At 64.0% G+C, this 15,441-nt stretch carries 17 protein-coding genes and 1 tRNA gene; 6 read left to right on the top strand and 12 right to left on the bottom strand.

The features are described from left to right. Positions 1–121: 121 nt before the first annotated feature. The 5 genes from ACYZGB_RS17300 to ACYZGB_RS17280 form a co-directional block, all read right to left on the bottom strand. The gene (locus ACYZGB_RS17300; RefSeq protein WP_462390052.1) at positions 122–271 is read right to left on the bottom strand and encodes a hypothetical protein; all 150 of its coding nucleotides are present in this window, start codon (positions 269–271) and stop codon (positions 122–124) included. Next, on the bottom strand, positions 268–618 hold the full coding sequence (locus ACYZGB_RS17295; RefSeq protein ID WP_462390050.1) for a hypothetical protein: 351 nt from the start codon (positions 616–618) through the stop codon (positions 268–270). The genes ACYZGB_RS17300 and ACYZGB_RS17295 overlap by 4 nt, the downstream gene beginning before the upstream one ends. A 59-nt stretch (positions 619–677) precedes the next feature. Beyond that, the gene (locus ACYZGB_RS17290) at positions 678–1,046 is read right to left on the bottom strand and encodes a hypothetical protein (RefSeq protein ID WP_462390048.1); all 369 of its coding nucleotides are present in this window, start codon (positions 1,044–1,046) and stop codon (positions 678–680) included. 209 nt (positions 1,047–1,255) lie between these two features. Then, positions 1,256–1,332: transfer RNA gene (locus tag ACYZGB_RS17285), tRNA-Pro, on the bottom strand. A 39-nt stretch (positions 1,333–1,371) separates the two neighbouring features. Further along, complete coding sequence (locus tag ACYZGB_RS17280; RefSeq protein WP_462390046.1) at positions 1,372–2,301, bottom strand: polyprenyl synthetase family protein; 930 nt, start codon at positions 2,299–2,301, stop codon at positions 1,372–1,374. A gap of 226 nt (positions 2,302–2,527) precedes the next feature. Between ACYZGB_RS17280 and rplU the strand changes: the two genes are divergently transcribed. The 4 genes from rplU (at position 2,528) to proB (ending at position 5,601) form a co-directional block, all read left to right on the top strand. Further along, positions 2,528–2,839: a 50S ribosomal protein L21 gene (rplU, locus tag ACYZGB_RS17275; RefSeq protein ID WP_005794184.1), complete on the top strand. Its 312-nt coding sequence runs from the start codon at positions 2,528–2,530 to the stop codon at positions 2,837–2,839. A gap of 16 nt (positions 2,840–2,855) precedes the next feature. Next, positions 2,856–3,113: a 50S ribosomal protein L27 gene (gene rpmA / locus ACYZGB_RS17270; protein WP_005794180.1), complete on the top strand. Its 258-nt coding sequence runs from the start codon at positions 2,856–2,858 to the stop codon at positions 3,111–3,113. A 177-nt stretch (positions 3,114–3,290) separates the two neighbouring features. Next, positions 3,291–4,361 carry an Obg family GTPase CgtA gene (cgtA, locus tag ACYZGB_RS17265; RefSeq protein WP_462390044.1) on the top strand — a complete coding sequence of 357 codons (1,071 nt, stop codon included), beginning with the start codon at positions 3,291–3,293 and terminating at the stop codon, positions 4,359–4,361. Positions 4,362–4,458: 97 nt separating this feature from the next. Then, positions 4,459–5,601: a glutamate 5-kinase gene (gene proB, locus ACYZGB_RS17260; protein WP_462390056.1), complete on the top strand. Its 1,143-nt coding sequence runs from the start codon at positions 4,459–4,461 to the stop codon at positions 5,599–5,601. A 98-nt stretch (positions 5,602–5,699) separates the two neighbouring features. Here the strand turns inward: proB and ACYZGB_RS17255 are convergent, their stop codons facing one another. Then, positions 5,700–6,374 (bottom strand): RNA pyrophosphohydrolase, encoded by a 675-nt coding sequence (locus ACYZGB_RS17255; RefSeq protein WP_462390043.1) that lies wholly within the window; start codon positions 6,372–6,374, stop codon positions 5,700–5,702. Positions 6,375–6,466: 92 nt separating this feature from the next. Here ACYZGB_RS17255 and ACYZGB_RS17250 point away from each other — a divergent pair, with 92 nt between their 5' ends. Next, a complete protein-coding gene (locus tag ACYZGB_RS17250; RefSeq protein ID WP_462390041.1) occupies positions 6,467–8,209 on the top strand; it encodes a proline--tRNA ligase in 1,743 nt (580 codons plus the stop codon). 2 nt (positions 8,210–8,211) lie between these two features. Next, entirely contained in the window at positions 8,212–8,916 is a 705-nt protein-coding gene (locus ACYZGB_RS17245; protein ID WP_462390054.1) for a lytic transglycosylase domain-containing protein, read from the top strand. Positions 8,917–8,928: 12 nt separating this feature from the next. Here the strand turns inward: ACYZGB_RS17245 and paeA are convergent, their stop codons facing one another. From paeA to hemA, 6 genes are all read right to left on the bottom strand, one after another. Next, positions 8,929–10,257 carry a polyamine export protein PaeA gene (gene paeA / locus ACYZGB_RS17240; protein ID WP_462390040.1) on the bottom strand — a complete coding sequence of 443 codons (1,329 nt, stop codon included), beginning with the start codon at positions 10,255–10,257 and terminating at the stop codon, positions 8,929–8,931. A gap of 118 nt (positions 10,258–10,375) precedes the next feature. After that, on the bottom strand, positions 10,376–11,383 hold the full coding sequence (locus ACYZGB_RS17235; RefSeq protein WP_462390039.1) for an AAA family ATPase: 1,008 nt from the start codon (positions 11,381–11,383) through the stop codon (positions 10,376–10,378). 154 nt (positions 11,384–11,537) lie between these two features. Beyond that, positions 11,538–11,861, bottom strand: coding sequence for a Grx4 family monothiol glutaredoxin (gene grxD / locus ACYZGB_RS17230; protein ID WP_462390038.1), 324 nt, complete (start codon positions 11,859–11,861; stop codon positions 11,538–11,540). Between the two features lie 63 nt (positions 11,862–11,924). Next, on the bottom strand, positions 11,925–12,776 hold the full coding sequence (gene prmC / locus ACYZGB_RS17225; protein ID WP_462390036.1) for a peptide chain release factor N(5)-glutamine methyltransferase: 852 nt from the start codon (positions 12,774–12,776) through the stop codon (positions 11,925–11,927). A 73-nt stretch (positions 12,777–12,849) separates the two neighbouring features. Next, positions 12,850–13,938 carry a peptide chain release factor 1 gene (prfA, locus tag ACYZGB_RS17220; protein ID WP_462390035.1) on the bottom strand — a complete coding sequence of 363 codons (1,089 nt, stop codon included), beginning with the start codon at positions 13,936–13,938 and terminating at the stop codon, positions 12,850–12,852. Positions 13,939–14,054: 116 nt separating this feature from the next. Beyond that, positions 14,055–15,386, bottom strand: coding sequence for a glutamyl-tRNA reductase (gene hemA, locus ACYZGB_RS17215; protein WP_462390034.1), 1,332 nt, complete (start codon positions 15,384–15,386; stop codon positions 14,055–14,057). Between the last annotated feature and the right edge of the window lie 55 nt (positions 15,387–15,441).

The following is a 15,441-nucleotide window of genomic DNA, read 5'->3' as shown; positions in this document are numbered from 1 at the left end:
CCACCACAGACCACCAAGAAGGAGAAGATAGCCAAGAACTTATCCACAACGTGAGCGTGAAGTTCACGAACAAGGGTGGGTCAGATCGAGATGGAAATGGTGGGTCAGGTTTGCGTGGAAATCAACAGCTGTGGTGGAACTCGCGGCCATGGACCTGCGTACGAGGCAGTCCGATCTGGCTCATGATTGAGTGGCAGAACATCCGCTCATCACCGGAGGGGGCGTCCATGCTGATGGCGACGCTGGCGTTGATCAGCTTTTCGGCGCTCATTGCCCGCCTCCGGCCTCGCACGCGCGAGCTGAGGAAGTTCGAGCCCACCGTTCACGGGCCAATTGCTCCACCTTGGTTGGTTGTCCGCGCGGGCGTTTGGGTGGAGGCGGTTCTGCCGGTCGATTGGATTCAATCCAGGCCAGCACCTCATGCTCCCACCAGCACAGGCGCCTGCTGTTCGGCATCTTGAACGGCTTGGGGATCAGGTGCTTGTACTTCTCGTTGGTCGCGCAAGTCCGGATCGTGGTTTCGGCCTTGCCGATCAGGGTCGACAGTTCTTCAATCAGAACGCATCTAGGTACGCCACCAGTCTGGGTGGCTGCGTGTTTGGTCATCTTCTTCACCATCGCGAAGCGTTGGGCGACAGGGTCGCCATGGCAGCGCAAGTGCGCGCTGCGACGCAAGTTCAGCGATGGCGGGCGCGGGGCGGTGGGGTAGCCCGGAGAAGTGGGGCGGAGGCGAACTCATCGACCCACGCAGCCCAGCGGACGCGAATGCCCTCGTAGTAGGGCTCGTTCTTGCGGCGGATCAGCTCGTCGTGTGCCGGCACCCAGGCATAAAAGATCGCGGCCAGCGTGCCAAGAATGCAAGCCAGCACCCAGCTTCCCATGAGCTGCGTCAGGGGCGCCGAGATCGAATCAGGCGCATGCGGCACGACCCAAAACATAAGCACCGCGAGCAGTGCGCCAACTGCCGTGAACCGCCAGCCCATGTCCATGGCCAGCGCTCGCACAATCTGGCGCGCCTGCTTGGGGGCTGGAAGGTAGGGCAGCATGCACATGGTTGTGCATGACAGTAGCGAGCAATTTCCAGGCTGTCAAAGGCTAAGCGGGCGCCGCCTTAGCGCAGCCATTCATGTCCATGTGGAGTCTTGGGACAAATTTGGGACACCGGCCCAGGAAATTTGCTTTGAAACGACATGAATGCCGTTCAAAAGCAAAAAGCCCAAGTGCTTGATTCACTTGGGCTTTTCCGCTTTTTGTCTGGTCGGGGTGAGAGGATTCGAACCTCCGGCCTCTACGTCCCGAACGTAGCGCTCTACCAAGCTAAGCTACACCCCGTTGAATGCATAGCACCCATTGGCGGGTGTAATGCGCGCTTCAGTTGCGCCGCGCGAGCAATTGCGCGGCCAATTCTAGCAAGCCCTTTGAATGGGTGTTGGCTGGAAGTTGCTCTGCAGCGGCCATGGCCCGACGGGCCTCGGCGAATGCGGCTGCCCGCGTAACGTCCAGGGCGCCAGTGGCCCGGACGATTTGAATGATCTCACGCAATTGTTCTGTTGAACCTTGCTCGATGGCTTGGCGAACAATGAGTGTCTGGCTGGGGGTGCCTCGCTCCATGGCGGCAATCAATGGCAGCGTTGACTTGCCCTCTCGGAGGTCGTCGCCCAGGTTTTTGCCCATTTCAGCGGAGTCGCCGTCGTAGTCCAGGACGTCATCAATGATCTGAAAGGCTGTGCCCAGCGCCTGTCCATATGTAGCGCAAGCTTCCTCAATCTCGGGTGTGCTATCGGCCAGCACGGCGCCAAGTCTGGCGCTGGCTTCGAACAGCTTGGCTGTTTTGGAGCGGATCACGCGCAGGTAGCCTGCCTCATCCAGGGAGGCGTCGTGCATGTTCATGAGCTGAAGCACTTCGCCCTCGGCGATCACGTTGGTGGCTTCGGAGAGGATTTCCATGATCCGCATGCTCCCCGCCTCCACCATCATCTGGAAGGAGCGGGTATGCAGGAAGTCGCCCACGAGCACGCTGGCTGGATTTCCGAATGTCTCGTTGGCTGTGGGGCGCCCCCGGCGCAGTGTCGATGCGTCCACCACGTCATCGTGCAGCAATGTGGCGGTGTGGATCAATTCGACCACCGCTGCAAGGCTGAACCGATGGGCGCCGCGGTAGTCCAGGGCACCGCACACCATCAGCAACAGCGCAGGCCGCAGGCGCTTGCCACCGGCGGCAATGATGTACTGCGATATCTGGGCGACCAGCGGCACGCTGGACGTCAGGCGCCGCTCAATGACCTTGTCGACCTCGTGCATGTCCTGGGCAACGAGCGTGAGGGGAGAGGCTGCGGGGGCGGTATGGTCAGTCAAGATGGCGGTCACAGAAAGTGCCCCGGATTATAGGAAGACCTGGACAGGGTCATCGCAGCCTGAAGGGCGCGCGTTGCGTTCGTCTTTGAAGGGGTGGACCTGCGCAAACTGATGCGCTATACTCGCGGGCTCTGCAGAAATTCGTCTGCGGAACTCATATCAAGAGGTCAACATGTACGCGGTCATAAAAACCGGCGGCAAGCAGTATCGCGTTGCTTCCGGCGAAAAAATTAAAGTAGAACAGATTGCTGCGGACGTAGGCCAGGAGATCGTGATCGACCAGGTTCTGGCTGTCGGCAACGGCGCTGAACTCAAGGTTGGTACGCCCCTGGTGTCCGGCGCAACCGTGAAAGCCACTGTCGTGGCCCACGGCAAGCACGACAAGGTGCACATCTTCAAGATGCGCCGTCGCAAGCACTATCAAAAACGCCAAGGCCATCGCCAGCAGTTCACTGAACTGCAAATCGGTGCGATTGCTGCTTAAGCGAAGGAGCTAAGTCATGGCACAGAAAAAAGGCGGCGGCTCTACGCGAAACGGGCGCGACTCCAAGCCAAAGATGCTGGGTGTCAAGGCGTTCGGTGGTGAATTGATCAGCGCTGGCTCGATCATCGTGCGCCAACGTGGCACACGTTTCCACCCCGGCACCAACGTCGGCGTCGGCAAGGATCACACCTTGTTCGCCCTGGTGGACGGCCACGTGTCGTTTGGCACCAAGGGTGCATTGTCCAAGTCCACGGTCAATGTGACTCCCGCCTGAGGATTTTTCCTCCGGCAAGCAACGAAGCCCCGCTTTGCCGGGGCTTTGTTGTTTGGTCTGTACGGGTGGCTCTCGCATGCCATCTGCCTGCGGCGTCTGGAAGGCGTTCCGCTGTTCCGCCACAATCGGCGGTTGGCTGCCGGTTTGTCCGGCGCCCTTTTGTAAACTGGATATTCCATGAAGTTCGTCGATGAAGCCTTTATTGACATTGCAGCCGGTGACGGTGGCAATGGCTGCGTGTCGTTTCGGCACGAAAAGTACAAGGAATTTGGCGGACCCAATGGCGGTGATGGGGGGCGGGGCGGGCATGTGTTTGCCGTTGCCGACCCCAACCTGAACACCCTGGTGGACTTTCGCTACTCGCGCCGGCACGAGGCCAAGCGTGGCGAACATGGCATGGGCTCAGACATGTTTGGCGCCGCAGGGGCCGACATCACCCTGAAAATGCCCGTGGGCACCATCATCACCGACGCGGAAACGGGTGAGGTGCTGTATGAGTTGCTCAATCCGGGCGAGGTGATCACCATCGCCAAGGGCGGCGATGGCGGGTTTGGCAATCTGCGCTTCAAGAGTGCCATCAACCGTGCGCCCCGCCAGAAGACGCCGGGTTGGCCGGGTGAAAAAAAGAACCTCAAGCTGGAGCTGAAGGTGCTGGCCGATGTGGGCCTGCTGGGCATGCCGAATGCTGGCAAGTCCACCTTCATCACCGCGGTTTCCAATGCGCGGCCCAAGATTGCCGACTACCCTTTCACGACCCTGCACCCGAATCTTGGTGTGGTGCGCGTGGGGCCGGAGCAAAGTTTTGTGGTGGCGGACATCCCGGGCCTGATCGAAGGAGCGTCGGAGGGAGCGGGGCTGGGCCACCAGTTTCTGCGCCATCTGCAGCGCACCCGCCTGTTGTTGCACATCGTCGATTTGGCGCCGTTCGATGACGCGGTGGACCCGGTGGCGCAGGCCAAGGCCATCGTCAACGAACTGAAGAAGTACGACCAGCAGCTCTACAACAAACCCCGCTGGCTGGTGCTGAACAAACTGGACATGGTGCCGGACGACGAGCGCGAGGCGCGTGTCAAAGATTTTGTGAAACGCTTCAAGTGGAAGGGGCCGGTGTTTGAGATTTCTGCTCTCACGCGCGAAGGCTGCGAGTCTCTGATCCACGCGATCTTTCGCCATGTGCAGTTGGAGCAGCGCACAGAAAACGAGCCTGTGGAAGTGGATCCCCGGTTTGCCGGAGACGCGTCCACCTGATGTGATAGGTCTCTGGGCCTTTCTGCCTGATTGCTATATTTTTAATAGCTGCTAGCGATTGATGGGTGCGCGGTAGCAGCCAAAAATGATTCAAACAATGGTTTCCAGCGTATTGCGAGATGCCCGCCGCATCGTGGTCAAGGTGGGCTCCAGCCTTGTGACCAATGAGGGCCGTGGCCTGGATGAAACGGCCATCGGTGAATGGAGCCGCCAGCTGGCGGCCCTGGTGCGCGGCGATGGCGGGGTGGCGCGTGAGGTGGTGATGGTGTCCAGTGGCGCGATTGCCGAAGGCATGAAGCGCTTGGGCTGGACCACGCGACCGCAGGAAATCCACGAGCTGCAGGCCGCCGCCGCCGTGGGGCAGATGGGTCTGGCGCAAATGTACGAAACCAAGCTGCGCGAAGAGGGCATGGGCAGCGCGCAAGTGCTGCTCACCCACGCCGACCTTGCCGACCGCGAGCGCTACCTGAACGCGCGCTCCACCTTGCTCACGCTGCTGCGCCTGGGCGTGGTGCCGGTGATCAATGAGAACGACACGGTCGTCAACGACGAAATCAAGTTTGGCGACAACGATACCCTGGGGGCGCTGGTGGCCAATCTGGTCGAGGCCGACGCACTGATCATTCTCACGGACCAAAAGGGGCTGTACACCGCTGACCCGCGTCGGGACCCCTCTGCACAATTTGTGCACAAAGCCAAGGCGGGCGATCTGGCCCTGGAGGCCATGGCCGGGGGCGCCGGGTCCAGCATCGGCAGGGGCGGAATGATCACCAAGATCCTGGCGGCCAAGCGCGCCGCAGGCTCAGGCGCGTCCACCGTGATTGCCTGGGGGCGGGAGCCCGATGTGCTACTGCGTCTGGTGAGGGGCGAGTCCTTGGGGACCTTGCTGGTTGCGCAAACCCAGAAAAAACAAGCGCGCAAACAGTGGATGGCAGACCACCTGCAGTTGCGAGGCTCCGTGGTGGTGGACGCCGGGGCTGCCGCCAAGGTACGCGACGAGGGTAAGAGCCTTCTGCCGATTGGCATGACGGCGGTGGAGGGGGATTTTTCGCGCGGCGACGTGATTGCCGTGCGGGATGCCTCTGGGGTCGAGATTGCGCGCGGTCTGGCCAACTATGCGGCCGCCGAAGCGCGCCTTCTGTGCCGCAAGCCTTCGACCGAATTTGAAAAATTGCTGGGCTATATGGCAGAGCCAGAAATGGTGCACCGCGACAACCTGGTGCTCGCCATGGGCGCGTGATTGCCGGATTGTTTTTTTGCGTTTGCGCACGGCTCCGCAGCCACAAACCATAAAAAATGCCTGCTCACTGCAGGCATTTTTGTTGGTGGGGACGGAGGTCAGCGGGGCGTTGTGATCAAGGGGGGAATCCCATCGAGTTCAGCCGGCATGCTGTTTTGAGGGTCGGGATCAAAACTGGCGCCGGGGGGGAGTTCCATGCCCGGGTTGATCAGCATGGACCCGGTGCGGTACATGCTGGTCCCCGCATGTTCGCCTTCCCGTGTGCGCATGCCGCTGCGAAGATAGCGGTTGCGTTGCTCTTGCCGAGGCAGGTAGCGCGCCAGTTCGGTCAGGGCCATTTCATAGACCCCCCGCTTGAACTCGACCACCACGTCCAGGGGCACCCAATAGTCATTCCAGCGCCAGGCATCAAACTCGGGGTGGTTGGTCGCGCGGAGATTCAAGTCCCAGTCGTGGCCCACCAGTTGGAGCAGATACCAGATTTGCTTCTGGCCCTTGTAATGTCCGCGCGCGTCGCGGCGGATGTACCGGTCAGGCACCTCATAGCGCAACCAGTCCCGGGTGCGGGCCACCACGCGCACGTGGTCAGGCAATAATCCCACCTCTTCGTGCAGTTCCCGGAACATGGCCTGCTCGGGAGTCTCACCCCGGTCAATGCCACCCTGCGGAAACTGCCAGCTGTGGGTGCGTATGCGCTTGCCCCAGAACACCTGGTTTCTCTGGTTGAGCAGGATGATGCCGACGTTCGGCCGAAAGCCGTCCCGGTCAAGCATAATCAAACCCCAAATTTTTAAACTGTGTCCATTATGCACGGCGCCTAGCGCACAGCAAGTGGACTGCTCTGATCCGCCTGAAATCGATTCCGATGAAAGCCTCCCAATTCTTTATCTCCACCCTCAAGGAAGCTCCGGCCGACGCAGAAGTGGTCAGCCACAAACTCATGATGCGGGCAGGGCTGATCAAGAAGCTGGGCGCTGGCATCTACAACTACATGCCCATGGGCCTGCGGGTCATCCGCAAGGTCGAGGCCATCGTGCGGGAAGAAATGAACCGCGCGGGCGCTGTGGAGCTGACCATGCCCGTGGTGCAGCCCGCGGAGCTGTGGCAAGAGACGGGCCGCTTTGACAAGATGGGCCCCGAGCTGCTGCGCATTCAGGACCGCCATGGCCGTGACTTCGTGGTGCAGCCGACTAGCGAAGAAGTGATCACTGACATCGCACGCCAGGAGCTCAAGAGCTACAAGCAACTGCCGAAGAACTTTTACCAGATTCAGACCAAGTTCCGCGACGAGCGCCGCCCTCGCTTCGGCCTCATGCGCGGCCGCGAGTTCATCATGAAGGACGCCTACAGCTTCGACCGCGACCAGGTGGCCGCAAAGGCCAGCTACCAGGTGATGGCCCAAGCCTACCGCCGTATTTTTGACCGCTTCGGCCTGGCTTACCGCGCCGTGGCTGCCGACAGCGGTGCCATCGGTGGCGACCTGTCCGAAGAGTTCCAGGTGATCGCCGCCACGGGCGAAGACGCCATCGTCTACTGTCCACAGAGCGACTACGCCGCCAACATGGAAAAGGCCGAGGCCCTGGCGCCTGCGGGCCCGCGCGCTGCAGCCGCCCAGGCACTGACCAAGACCGCCACCCCCGGCAAGAGCACCTGCGCCGACGTGGCCGAGTTGCTGGGCGTGCCTTTGAGCACCACTGTGAAGTCGCTGGTCCTGGCCACAGATGAAACCAACGAGGCAGGCGAGATTGTCAAGAGCCAGGTCTGGCTGCTGCTGCTGCGCGGCGACCACGACATGAACGAGATCAAGGTGGGCAAGGTGCCGGGGCTGGCGGGTTTCCGTTTTGCCACGGTGGGCGAAATCGAAGACCATTTCGGCTGCAAGCCCGGTTACCTGGGCCCCATCGGCCTGAAGAAGCCTTTGAAGATCGTGGCCGACCGCGAAGTCGCCCTGATGGCTGACTGGATCTGCGGCGCCAATGAGGTGGACTTCCACATCACCGGTGTGAACTGGGGCCGCGACCTGCCCGAGCCCGATGCCGTGGCCGACCTGCGCAATGTGGTGGCGGGTGACCGCTCCCCCGATGGCCAGGGCGAGCTGGCCATCGAGCGTGGCATCGAAGTGGGCCATGTGTTCTACCTGGGCACCAAGTACAGCCGCGCCATGAACGCCACCTTCCTGGACGAAACCGGCAAGCCCCAGCCGCTGGAGATGGGCTGCTACGGCATCGGCGTCACGCGCCTGCCCGCCGCCGCCATCGAGCAAAACCATGACGAGCGCGGCATCATCTGGCCCGACGCGATTGCGCCCTTCACCGTGGTGGTCTGCCCCGTGGGCATGGACCGCAGCGAGGCTGTCAAGGCTGCGGCCGAGCAGCTTTATGCTGACCTGCTGGCCGCCGGTGTGGATGTGATCCTGGACGACCGTGGCGAGCGCCCCGGCGCCATGTTTGCCGACTGGGAGCTGATCGGCGTGCCGCACCGCGTGACCATTGGCGACAAGAGCCTCAAGGAAGGTGTGGTCGAGTACCAGCACCGCCGCGACACGGCCGCCACCAAGGTGGCGGTGGCCGACATCCTGGCCCATGTGAAGGGCCGCATGGTGGTATGAGCATGAGCGAGGAGCGGGGCACCAACGCATCCCTCACGGTCCAACCCGGTCCCGTGGCTGGGCTCTCGCGGCGCGCGTGCCTGCTGTCCGCAGCCTCGCTCGCGGCACCGGCAGCCTGGCTGGCCGCGCCGCAGGCGGCACATGCGGGCGGGCAGCTCGAAGAGCCCCTGATGGATTCCGTGCGCACGGCGCTGAGTTCGGCCATCGCCAACCAGGCGCCGCCCGAGCCCGAGTTCTTCACCACCGAAGCCCGCCTGCACTACCTGCGCTGGCTGGGTACCCAGAGCGACCGGCTGCGCCGCCGCAAGCCCGAATGGGAGGTGCGCCGCGATTTTCTCCAGACGGTCTGGTACGAGTCCAAACGTGCGGGGCTCGACGTATCGCTGGTCCTCGGGCTGATCCAGGTGGAGAGCGGGTTCCGCAAATTTGCCGTGTCCAGCGTGGGGGCCCGGGGTTACATGCAGGTCATGCCGTTCTGGACGCGGGTGATCGGCGATGGTGATGCGGGCAAGCTGTTCCACATGCAGACCAACCTGCGTTTCGGTTGCGTGATCCTGCGCCACTACATCGACCGGGAGCGGGGTGATCTTTTCATGGCCCTGGGGCGCTACAACGGCAGCCGTGGCCGCTCTCCCTATCCGGATGCGGTGTTTGGCGCCCAGCGCAGCTGGGCGTTCATCGACAGGCCCACGGCGCCTGCTGCCTGACTGGGACGGGGGTTACGCCTGAACTGCAGGCGAGCTGCCGCTACTGCTGCCCGTGGGGTTCAAGCGTGAGACCATGACCTGGTCGATGCGGTAACTGTCCACGTCAAGCACCTCGAATTTGTAGCCGCCCCAGCTCACGCTGTCGGTGCGGCGCGGTACGCGGCGCAACATCACCATCAGGAAGCCCGCCAGGGTTTCGTATTCCCCGGTGTGGGGCAGCTCGTCGAGCGACAGCGCGTGCAGCACGTCCTCAATGGAGGTGACGCCATCGATGAGCCACGAATCCTCGTCACGCCGCACGATCTGTTCCTCGTCTGCGGGGCCCACCAGGTCTCCCATCACCGTGCTCATCACGTCGTTCAGGGTCACGACCCCCACCACCAGGCTGTATTCGTTCACGATGACGGCGAAGTCCTCGTGCACCTGGCGGAACTGTTCCAGCACCTCCGACAGGGTCAGTCGGTCCGGAACGATGAGCACCTTGCGCACCAGGCTGTCGTCGGCCAGCGAAATGGGCTGGTTGTTCAGCACGCGCTGGAACAGGTCCTTGGCATCCACGTAACCCACCACATGGTCGATGTCGCCCTCGCACACGGGGTAGGTCGAAAAGGGCTCGGCCGCAATGCGCAGCCGGATGACGGAGTCGGGCTCGTCGCGCAGGAAGAACGCTACCCTATCGCGCGGCGACATGGCGCTGGACACGGTGCGCGTGTCCAGCTCGAACACATTGGTGATCACCTGCTGCTCCCGCGCGGCCAGCACCCCGGCACGGGCCCCGGCCTCCATCATGGCCAGGATGTCGTCGGAGGTGATGCGGTCGTCGCGCAGCGACGACAGCCCCAGCACGCGGAACAGCGCATCGGCCCCCCGGCTGTAGAACCACACCAATGGGCGCAGCAGCGTGGTGCACCATGCCATGGGCTGCGCCAGGCGCACCACCAGCCGTTCGGGCTCGGCCATGCCCAGGCGCTTGGGGAACAGGTCGGCAAACAGGATGAACAGCGAGGTGATGACCAGGAAGGACGCCAGGAAACCGGCCTTCTCCGCCGTCGATTCAGACAGCCACAGGCCAAACAGCGCCGTGAAATGGGGGCTCAGCGCCCCTTCGCCCACGATACCGCCCAGGATGGCCACGGCGTTCTGGCCCACCTGCACGACGGTGAAGTAGTCGCCCGGCTGCTCCTGCATGCGCAGCACGCGGTCTGCGCGCGCATCGCCCTCGTCGGCCATCTGCCGCAGACGCAGGCGGCGGGCGGCCGCAAGCGAGATCTCGGCCATGGAGAAGAAGGCACTGGCTGCAATCAGCAGCCCGATAACGAAGAGGCTTTGGGACAGGGTCATGAAGAGGGAAGGCGGCGCAGGCCAAGGCCCAGCGGCCACCCGAGTGTATCTGTGCACCTTGCGGGCGGACACCGGCTGCGCACCGTGCGCGGCGGCGGCCGGCAACCACCCGCCGCAGCTACTGCAAGAAGCCGATGCGGCTGCGGCCCGAGGCCGCCTTGGGCAGGTCTGCGATCTCCACCGTGCTGCGCCGGTCCAGCCGCGCATTGCCAAAACCCGTCATCAGCGCGCGCCGCATCTCGCGCGGCGGCATCTGGGCCAGGTGGTCCAGCACATCGTCCAAGGGCTCCGGGTCCAGCAGGCGCCCCCAGTCGTGGCCCGCACGAATGCCAGCATACAGGTTGCGGGCAATGGCGCGCGCCTGCTCCAGCGTGGGGGCCTCTACCTCGAACACGTTCATGCGGTTCAGGATGGGGTCGGGAATGCCGCGCGTGTCGTTGGCGGTGGTGATCCAGATCACCTGGCTCGCGTCGATGGCCACCTCGGCAAACTCATCGGTAAAGCTCTGGGCGGTGTCATGTTCCAGCAGGCTGTACAGCGCGCCCAGCGGGTCGTACTGCGCGTCGGTGCTGGCCTTGTCAATTTCGTCCACCACGATGACAGGATTGGCATATTCGCCCTCCACCAGCGCCTCGAACACCTTGCCGGGGCGTGCGCCCTTCCATTGGGCCGACGAGCCCGACAGCAGCCAGCCTGCGGTCATGGAACTCATGGGCAGCAGGTTCATGCCCGTGCCCAGCAGCTCGGCCAGGTGGCGCGCAAAGTGGGTCTTGCCGATGCCGGGCGGGCCCAGCAGCAGCATGGGCGTGACCTCCAGGCCATCGCTGCTGTCCTGCGCCAGCGCCACGTGGCGCTTCACATCGTCCAGCACTTCGGTGAAGTTGGGCAGCTGCTCGTACAGGCTGGCCATGTCGGGGATGCCCGAGGGCTTGACCTGAAAACGCTCCGGGCCACGCTCCAGCATACGTTCGTACACGGTGCGCAGGGTTTCGTATTCGCGCTGGTTGCCCGACTCCTGCAGCCGTGCCAGCTTGCGCTCGACATCGCCCGGGTGGAACACGTTGCGCATCTGGGCCACCGGCAGGCGCAGCGCGGGGGATTGGGGAACAAGGCTATGGCTGGTCATTGCATGCTCCTGTGATGGTTACGTCACGCAACCATTCAAGCACACAACATGCCCGCCGCTCCACCGGAAAAGCCCCTGATTGGTGTCTCTGTTGCGGGCAAACAAAAAGGCCGCCCGCAGGCGGCCTGATGGTGGGGCGCAGTGACCGTGTCGATCAGCCCTCAGTGCCCAGCACCTGCTTGAGTTCGCCCGACTCGTACATCTCCATCATGATGTCTGAGCCGCCGATGAATTCGCCCTTCACGTACAGCTGGGGGATGGTGGGCCAGTTGCTGTATTCCTTGATGCCCTGGCGGATCTCGTCGTCTTCGAGCACGTTCACGGTCACCACGGCCTTGGGGTCCACGCCGCAGGCCTTGAGGATCTGGATCGCGCGGCCCGAGAAGCCGCACATGGGGAAGCTGGCGCTGCCCTTCATGAACAGCAGGATCTCGCTGGATTTGACGAGGGCGTCGATGCGTTGTTGGGTGTCGCTCATGGGTAAAACTCCTGGAAAGGGGCGGGCGGGCCTGGATGGGGGAGGGGCCCGCGATGGGGTGGATTATTTCACTGTCTGCGCCGTCGGCCACTGCCCGCCCGTGCAACGCGCAATGCCAGCGAGGTCATTGTGGCTTTGTACCTGCGCAAAGCCCTGGGCAGCCAGCAGTGCCTGCACGGCCTCGGCCTGGTCATAGCCATGCTCCAGCAGCAGCCAGCCGCCGGGCCGCAGGTGGGTGGGGGCTTGGGCCACGATGGTGCGGATGTCGTCCAGCCCATCGGTGCCGCTGGCCAGGGCTTGCAGGGGCTCGTGCGTCAGCGCGGCCAGGTGCGGGTCGGCGCTGGCGATGTAGGGCGGGTTGGAGACGATGGCGTTGAATGGCCCCTCCACACCCGCCAGCCAGTTGGCCTGCTGGAACCGCACGGGCAAGCCCAGCCGCGCTGCGTTGGCTTGTGCCACGGCCAGTGCATCGGCGCTGGCATCTACCGCCAGCACCTGGGCGTCGGCGCGCTGGCTTTGCAGTGCCAACGCAATCGCGCCGCTGCCGGTGCCCAGGTCCACCACGCGCGGCGATGCCAGCGGGGCGATGACTTCCAGCGCCCAGTCCACCAGGGTTTCGGTGTCGGGGCGCGGGTCCAGCACGCGTGCGTCCACCTGCAGGGGCAGGCCGTAGAACTCCTTGCGGCCGGTGAGGTAGGCCACGGGCTCGCCCGCCAGTCGGCGCTGGCACAGGGCGATGAACTGGACGTGTGCGGCTTCGTCCATCGCGTCGGTGTCGTGCGCCAGCAGCCAGGCGCGGCCCGCGTCGGGGCGGGCCAGGGTGTGCAGCAGCAGCAGTTGCGCGTCGATGCGCGCCAGGCCCAGCGTGTGGGCCTGGGCCAAGGCCTGGGCGAGGGTGGGTGTGGCAGTGGTCACTATGATTTCGATAGCTGCTTGGGCTTGTTGGTCGCGCGCAGAGGCCCTATTTGAATCAAATTTTGGAGGGCGTTCAGCCCGTGGCGCCCATCTCCAGCTCTTCCAGCTGTTCGGCCTCGCGCGCATGCTGCAGGGCCTGCAGCACGTCGCCCAGGTCGCCTTCCATCACGTAAAGCAGCTTGTACAGCGTGAGATTGATGCGGTGGTCCGTGAGCCGCCCCTGCGGGAAGTTGTAGGTGCGGATGCGGTCGCTGCGGTCGCCGCTGCCGATCAGGCCCTTGCGCAGCGCGGCCTCCTTGGCGGCGCGTTCGCTGCGCTCCTTTTCCTGAATACGTGCCTGCAGCACCTGCAGCGCCTTGGCCTTGTTGCTGTGCTGGCTGCGGCCGTCCTGGCATTCGGCCACGATGCCGGTGGGCAAGTGGACCACGCGCACGGCCGAGTCGGTCTTGTTGATGTGCTGGCCGCCCGCGCCGCTGGCGCGGAAGGTGTCGATGCGCAGGTCGGCTGGGTTGAGCTTGATGGCCTCGTGCTCATCGGGCTCGGGCATCACGGCCACGGTGCAGGCGCTGGTGTGGATGCGGCCCTGGGTTTCGGTGGCGGGCACGCGCTGCACGCGGTGGCCGCCGGATTCGAATTTGAGAGCCCCGTAAACATGGTCACCCTCTATGCGCAGCACGATTTCCTTGTAGCCGCCGAGCTCGGCCGCGTTCTCGCTCACCACCTCCACCTTCCACCCTACGTTGGCGGCGTAGCGGGTGTACATGCGCGTGAGGTCGCCTGCGAACAGGGCCGATTCGTCACCACCCGTGCCCGCGCGGATTTCGACAAACGCGTTGCGGGCGTCGTCGGGGTCCTTCGGTAAAAGCAGGCGCTGCAGTTCGTCTTCCAGTTGCAGCAGCTCGGCCTCGGCACTCGTGATTTCTTCCTGTGCCATCTCGGCCATGTCGGGGTCGGCCAGCATCTCGCGCGCACCCGCCAGGTCGGACTCGCGCTGCTGGTAGCGGGCGTAGCGGCCGGCGACCTGCGTGACCTCGGCATGCTCGACGGAGATGCGCCGGTACTGCGCCATGTCGCTCATGATGTCTTCGCGCGAGAGCAGAAAGTCGAGTTCGCCCAGGCGCTGTGCGTAGCGCTCCAGCTGGCTTCGGAGAAAGGGTTTCATGGAATTTTGAAGAAAATGGGTTGCTACAAATTTTGTAGCTATTGACGCTTGTTTATCAGGCGCCAGGGGCCGATTTGGCTTGGAATCGGGGCGGGCAGGGGAGCGGGCGAGCGCCGCTACAGCCCGTTGTTGCTGGGGGTCTTGCTCTGCGAGCGCAGGAACAGGCGCGAGACGGTCTGGGCCGTCTGGGCGCGCATCTCAGCGTCGCCCGCGCGCAGCTCGGCCAGGGTGCCGTGCAGCATTTTTTGCGTGAGGCCGCGCGACAGGGCTTCGAGCACGGCGTCCACGTCCTCGCCCTTGGCCAACAGCTTCTTGGCGCGGGCAATCTCCAGCGCGCGCCATTCGTCCGTCTGGGCGTTGAGCTGCTGGATCAGCGGCACCACGCCCCCCTCGGCGGCGGCGGGGCTGCGCAGCTCCATCCAGTGCATGAAGCTCTGCACACCTGCGTCGATGATGGCCTCGGCCTGCGCCACGGCAGCCTGGCGGTTAGCCTGCGCGGTCTGCACCACGGTGGCCAGGTCGTCCACGGTGTACAGGTACACGTCGCCCAGGGCCTTGACCTCGGGCTCGATGTCGCGTGGCACGGCCAAGTCCACCATGAAGATGGGGCGGTGGCGGCGCTTCTTGAGCGCACGCTCCACAGCGCCCAGGCCGATGATGGGCAGGCTGCTGGCGGTGCAGCTGATCACGGCGTCAAACTCGTGCAGGCGCTCGGGCAGGTCGGCCAGGCGCATCACCTCGCCGCCAAAACGGGTGGCGAGCTTTTCGCCGCGCTCCAGCGTGCGGTTGGCAATGGCGATCTGCTTGGGGTTCCTGGCCGCGAAGTGCGTGGCGCACAGCTCGATCATTTCGCCTGCGCCCACAAACAGCACGCGGATCTTGCCGAGGTCTTCAAACAGCTGCCCGGCCAATCGCACGGCGGCGGCGGCCATGCTGATGCTGTGGGCGCCAATTTCGGTGCTGCTGCGCACCTCCTTGGCCACGGCAAAACTGCGCTGGAACAGCTGGTTGAGCGTGGTGCCTAAAGCGCCTGCCGTTTCGGCAGCCCGCACCGCGTCCTTCATCTGGCCCAGGATCTGCGCCTCGCCCAGCACCATCGAATCGAGCCCGCTGGCCACGCGAAAGGCGTGGCGGGCGACGAGGCTGTCTTCGAGCGTGTAGGAGTGCGAGCGCAGCAGCGCGGGGCTCACGCCGCCGCTCTGGGCCAGCCAGCCCAGCGTGTGGTCTACGGCGGGCTGGTCGCCCGCGCAGTAAATTTCGGTGCGGTTGCAGGTGGAGATGATGGCGGTCTCGACCCCGGGGTGGCGGCTGGCACCGCCGCCGGAGTTGCCCAGCGACTGGCGCAAACCGTGCAACGTGGGAGCGATCTGGTCGAGCGCAAACGCGAACCGGCCGCGCAGATCGAGCGGCGCGGTGGTGTGGTTGATGCCGAGGGCCCAGACTGCCATAGCCGCCAATTATAAAATTGTTGGCCCGGACAGGTGGTCTTGCCTGTTCATGCCT

Source organism: Acidovorax sp. Q11, from assembly GCF_054950075.1.
This window is presented reverse-complemented; position numbering and strand designations above follow the sequence as displayed.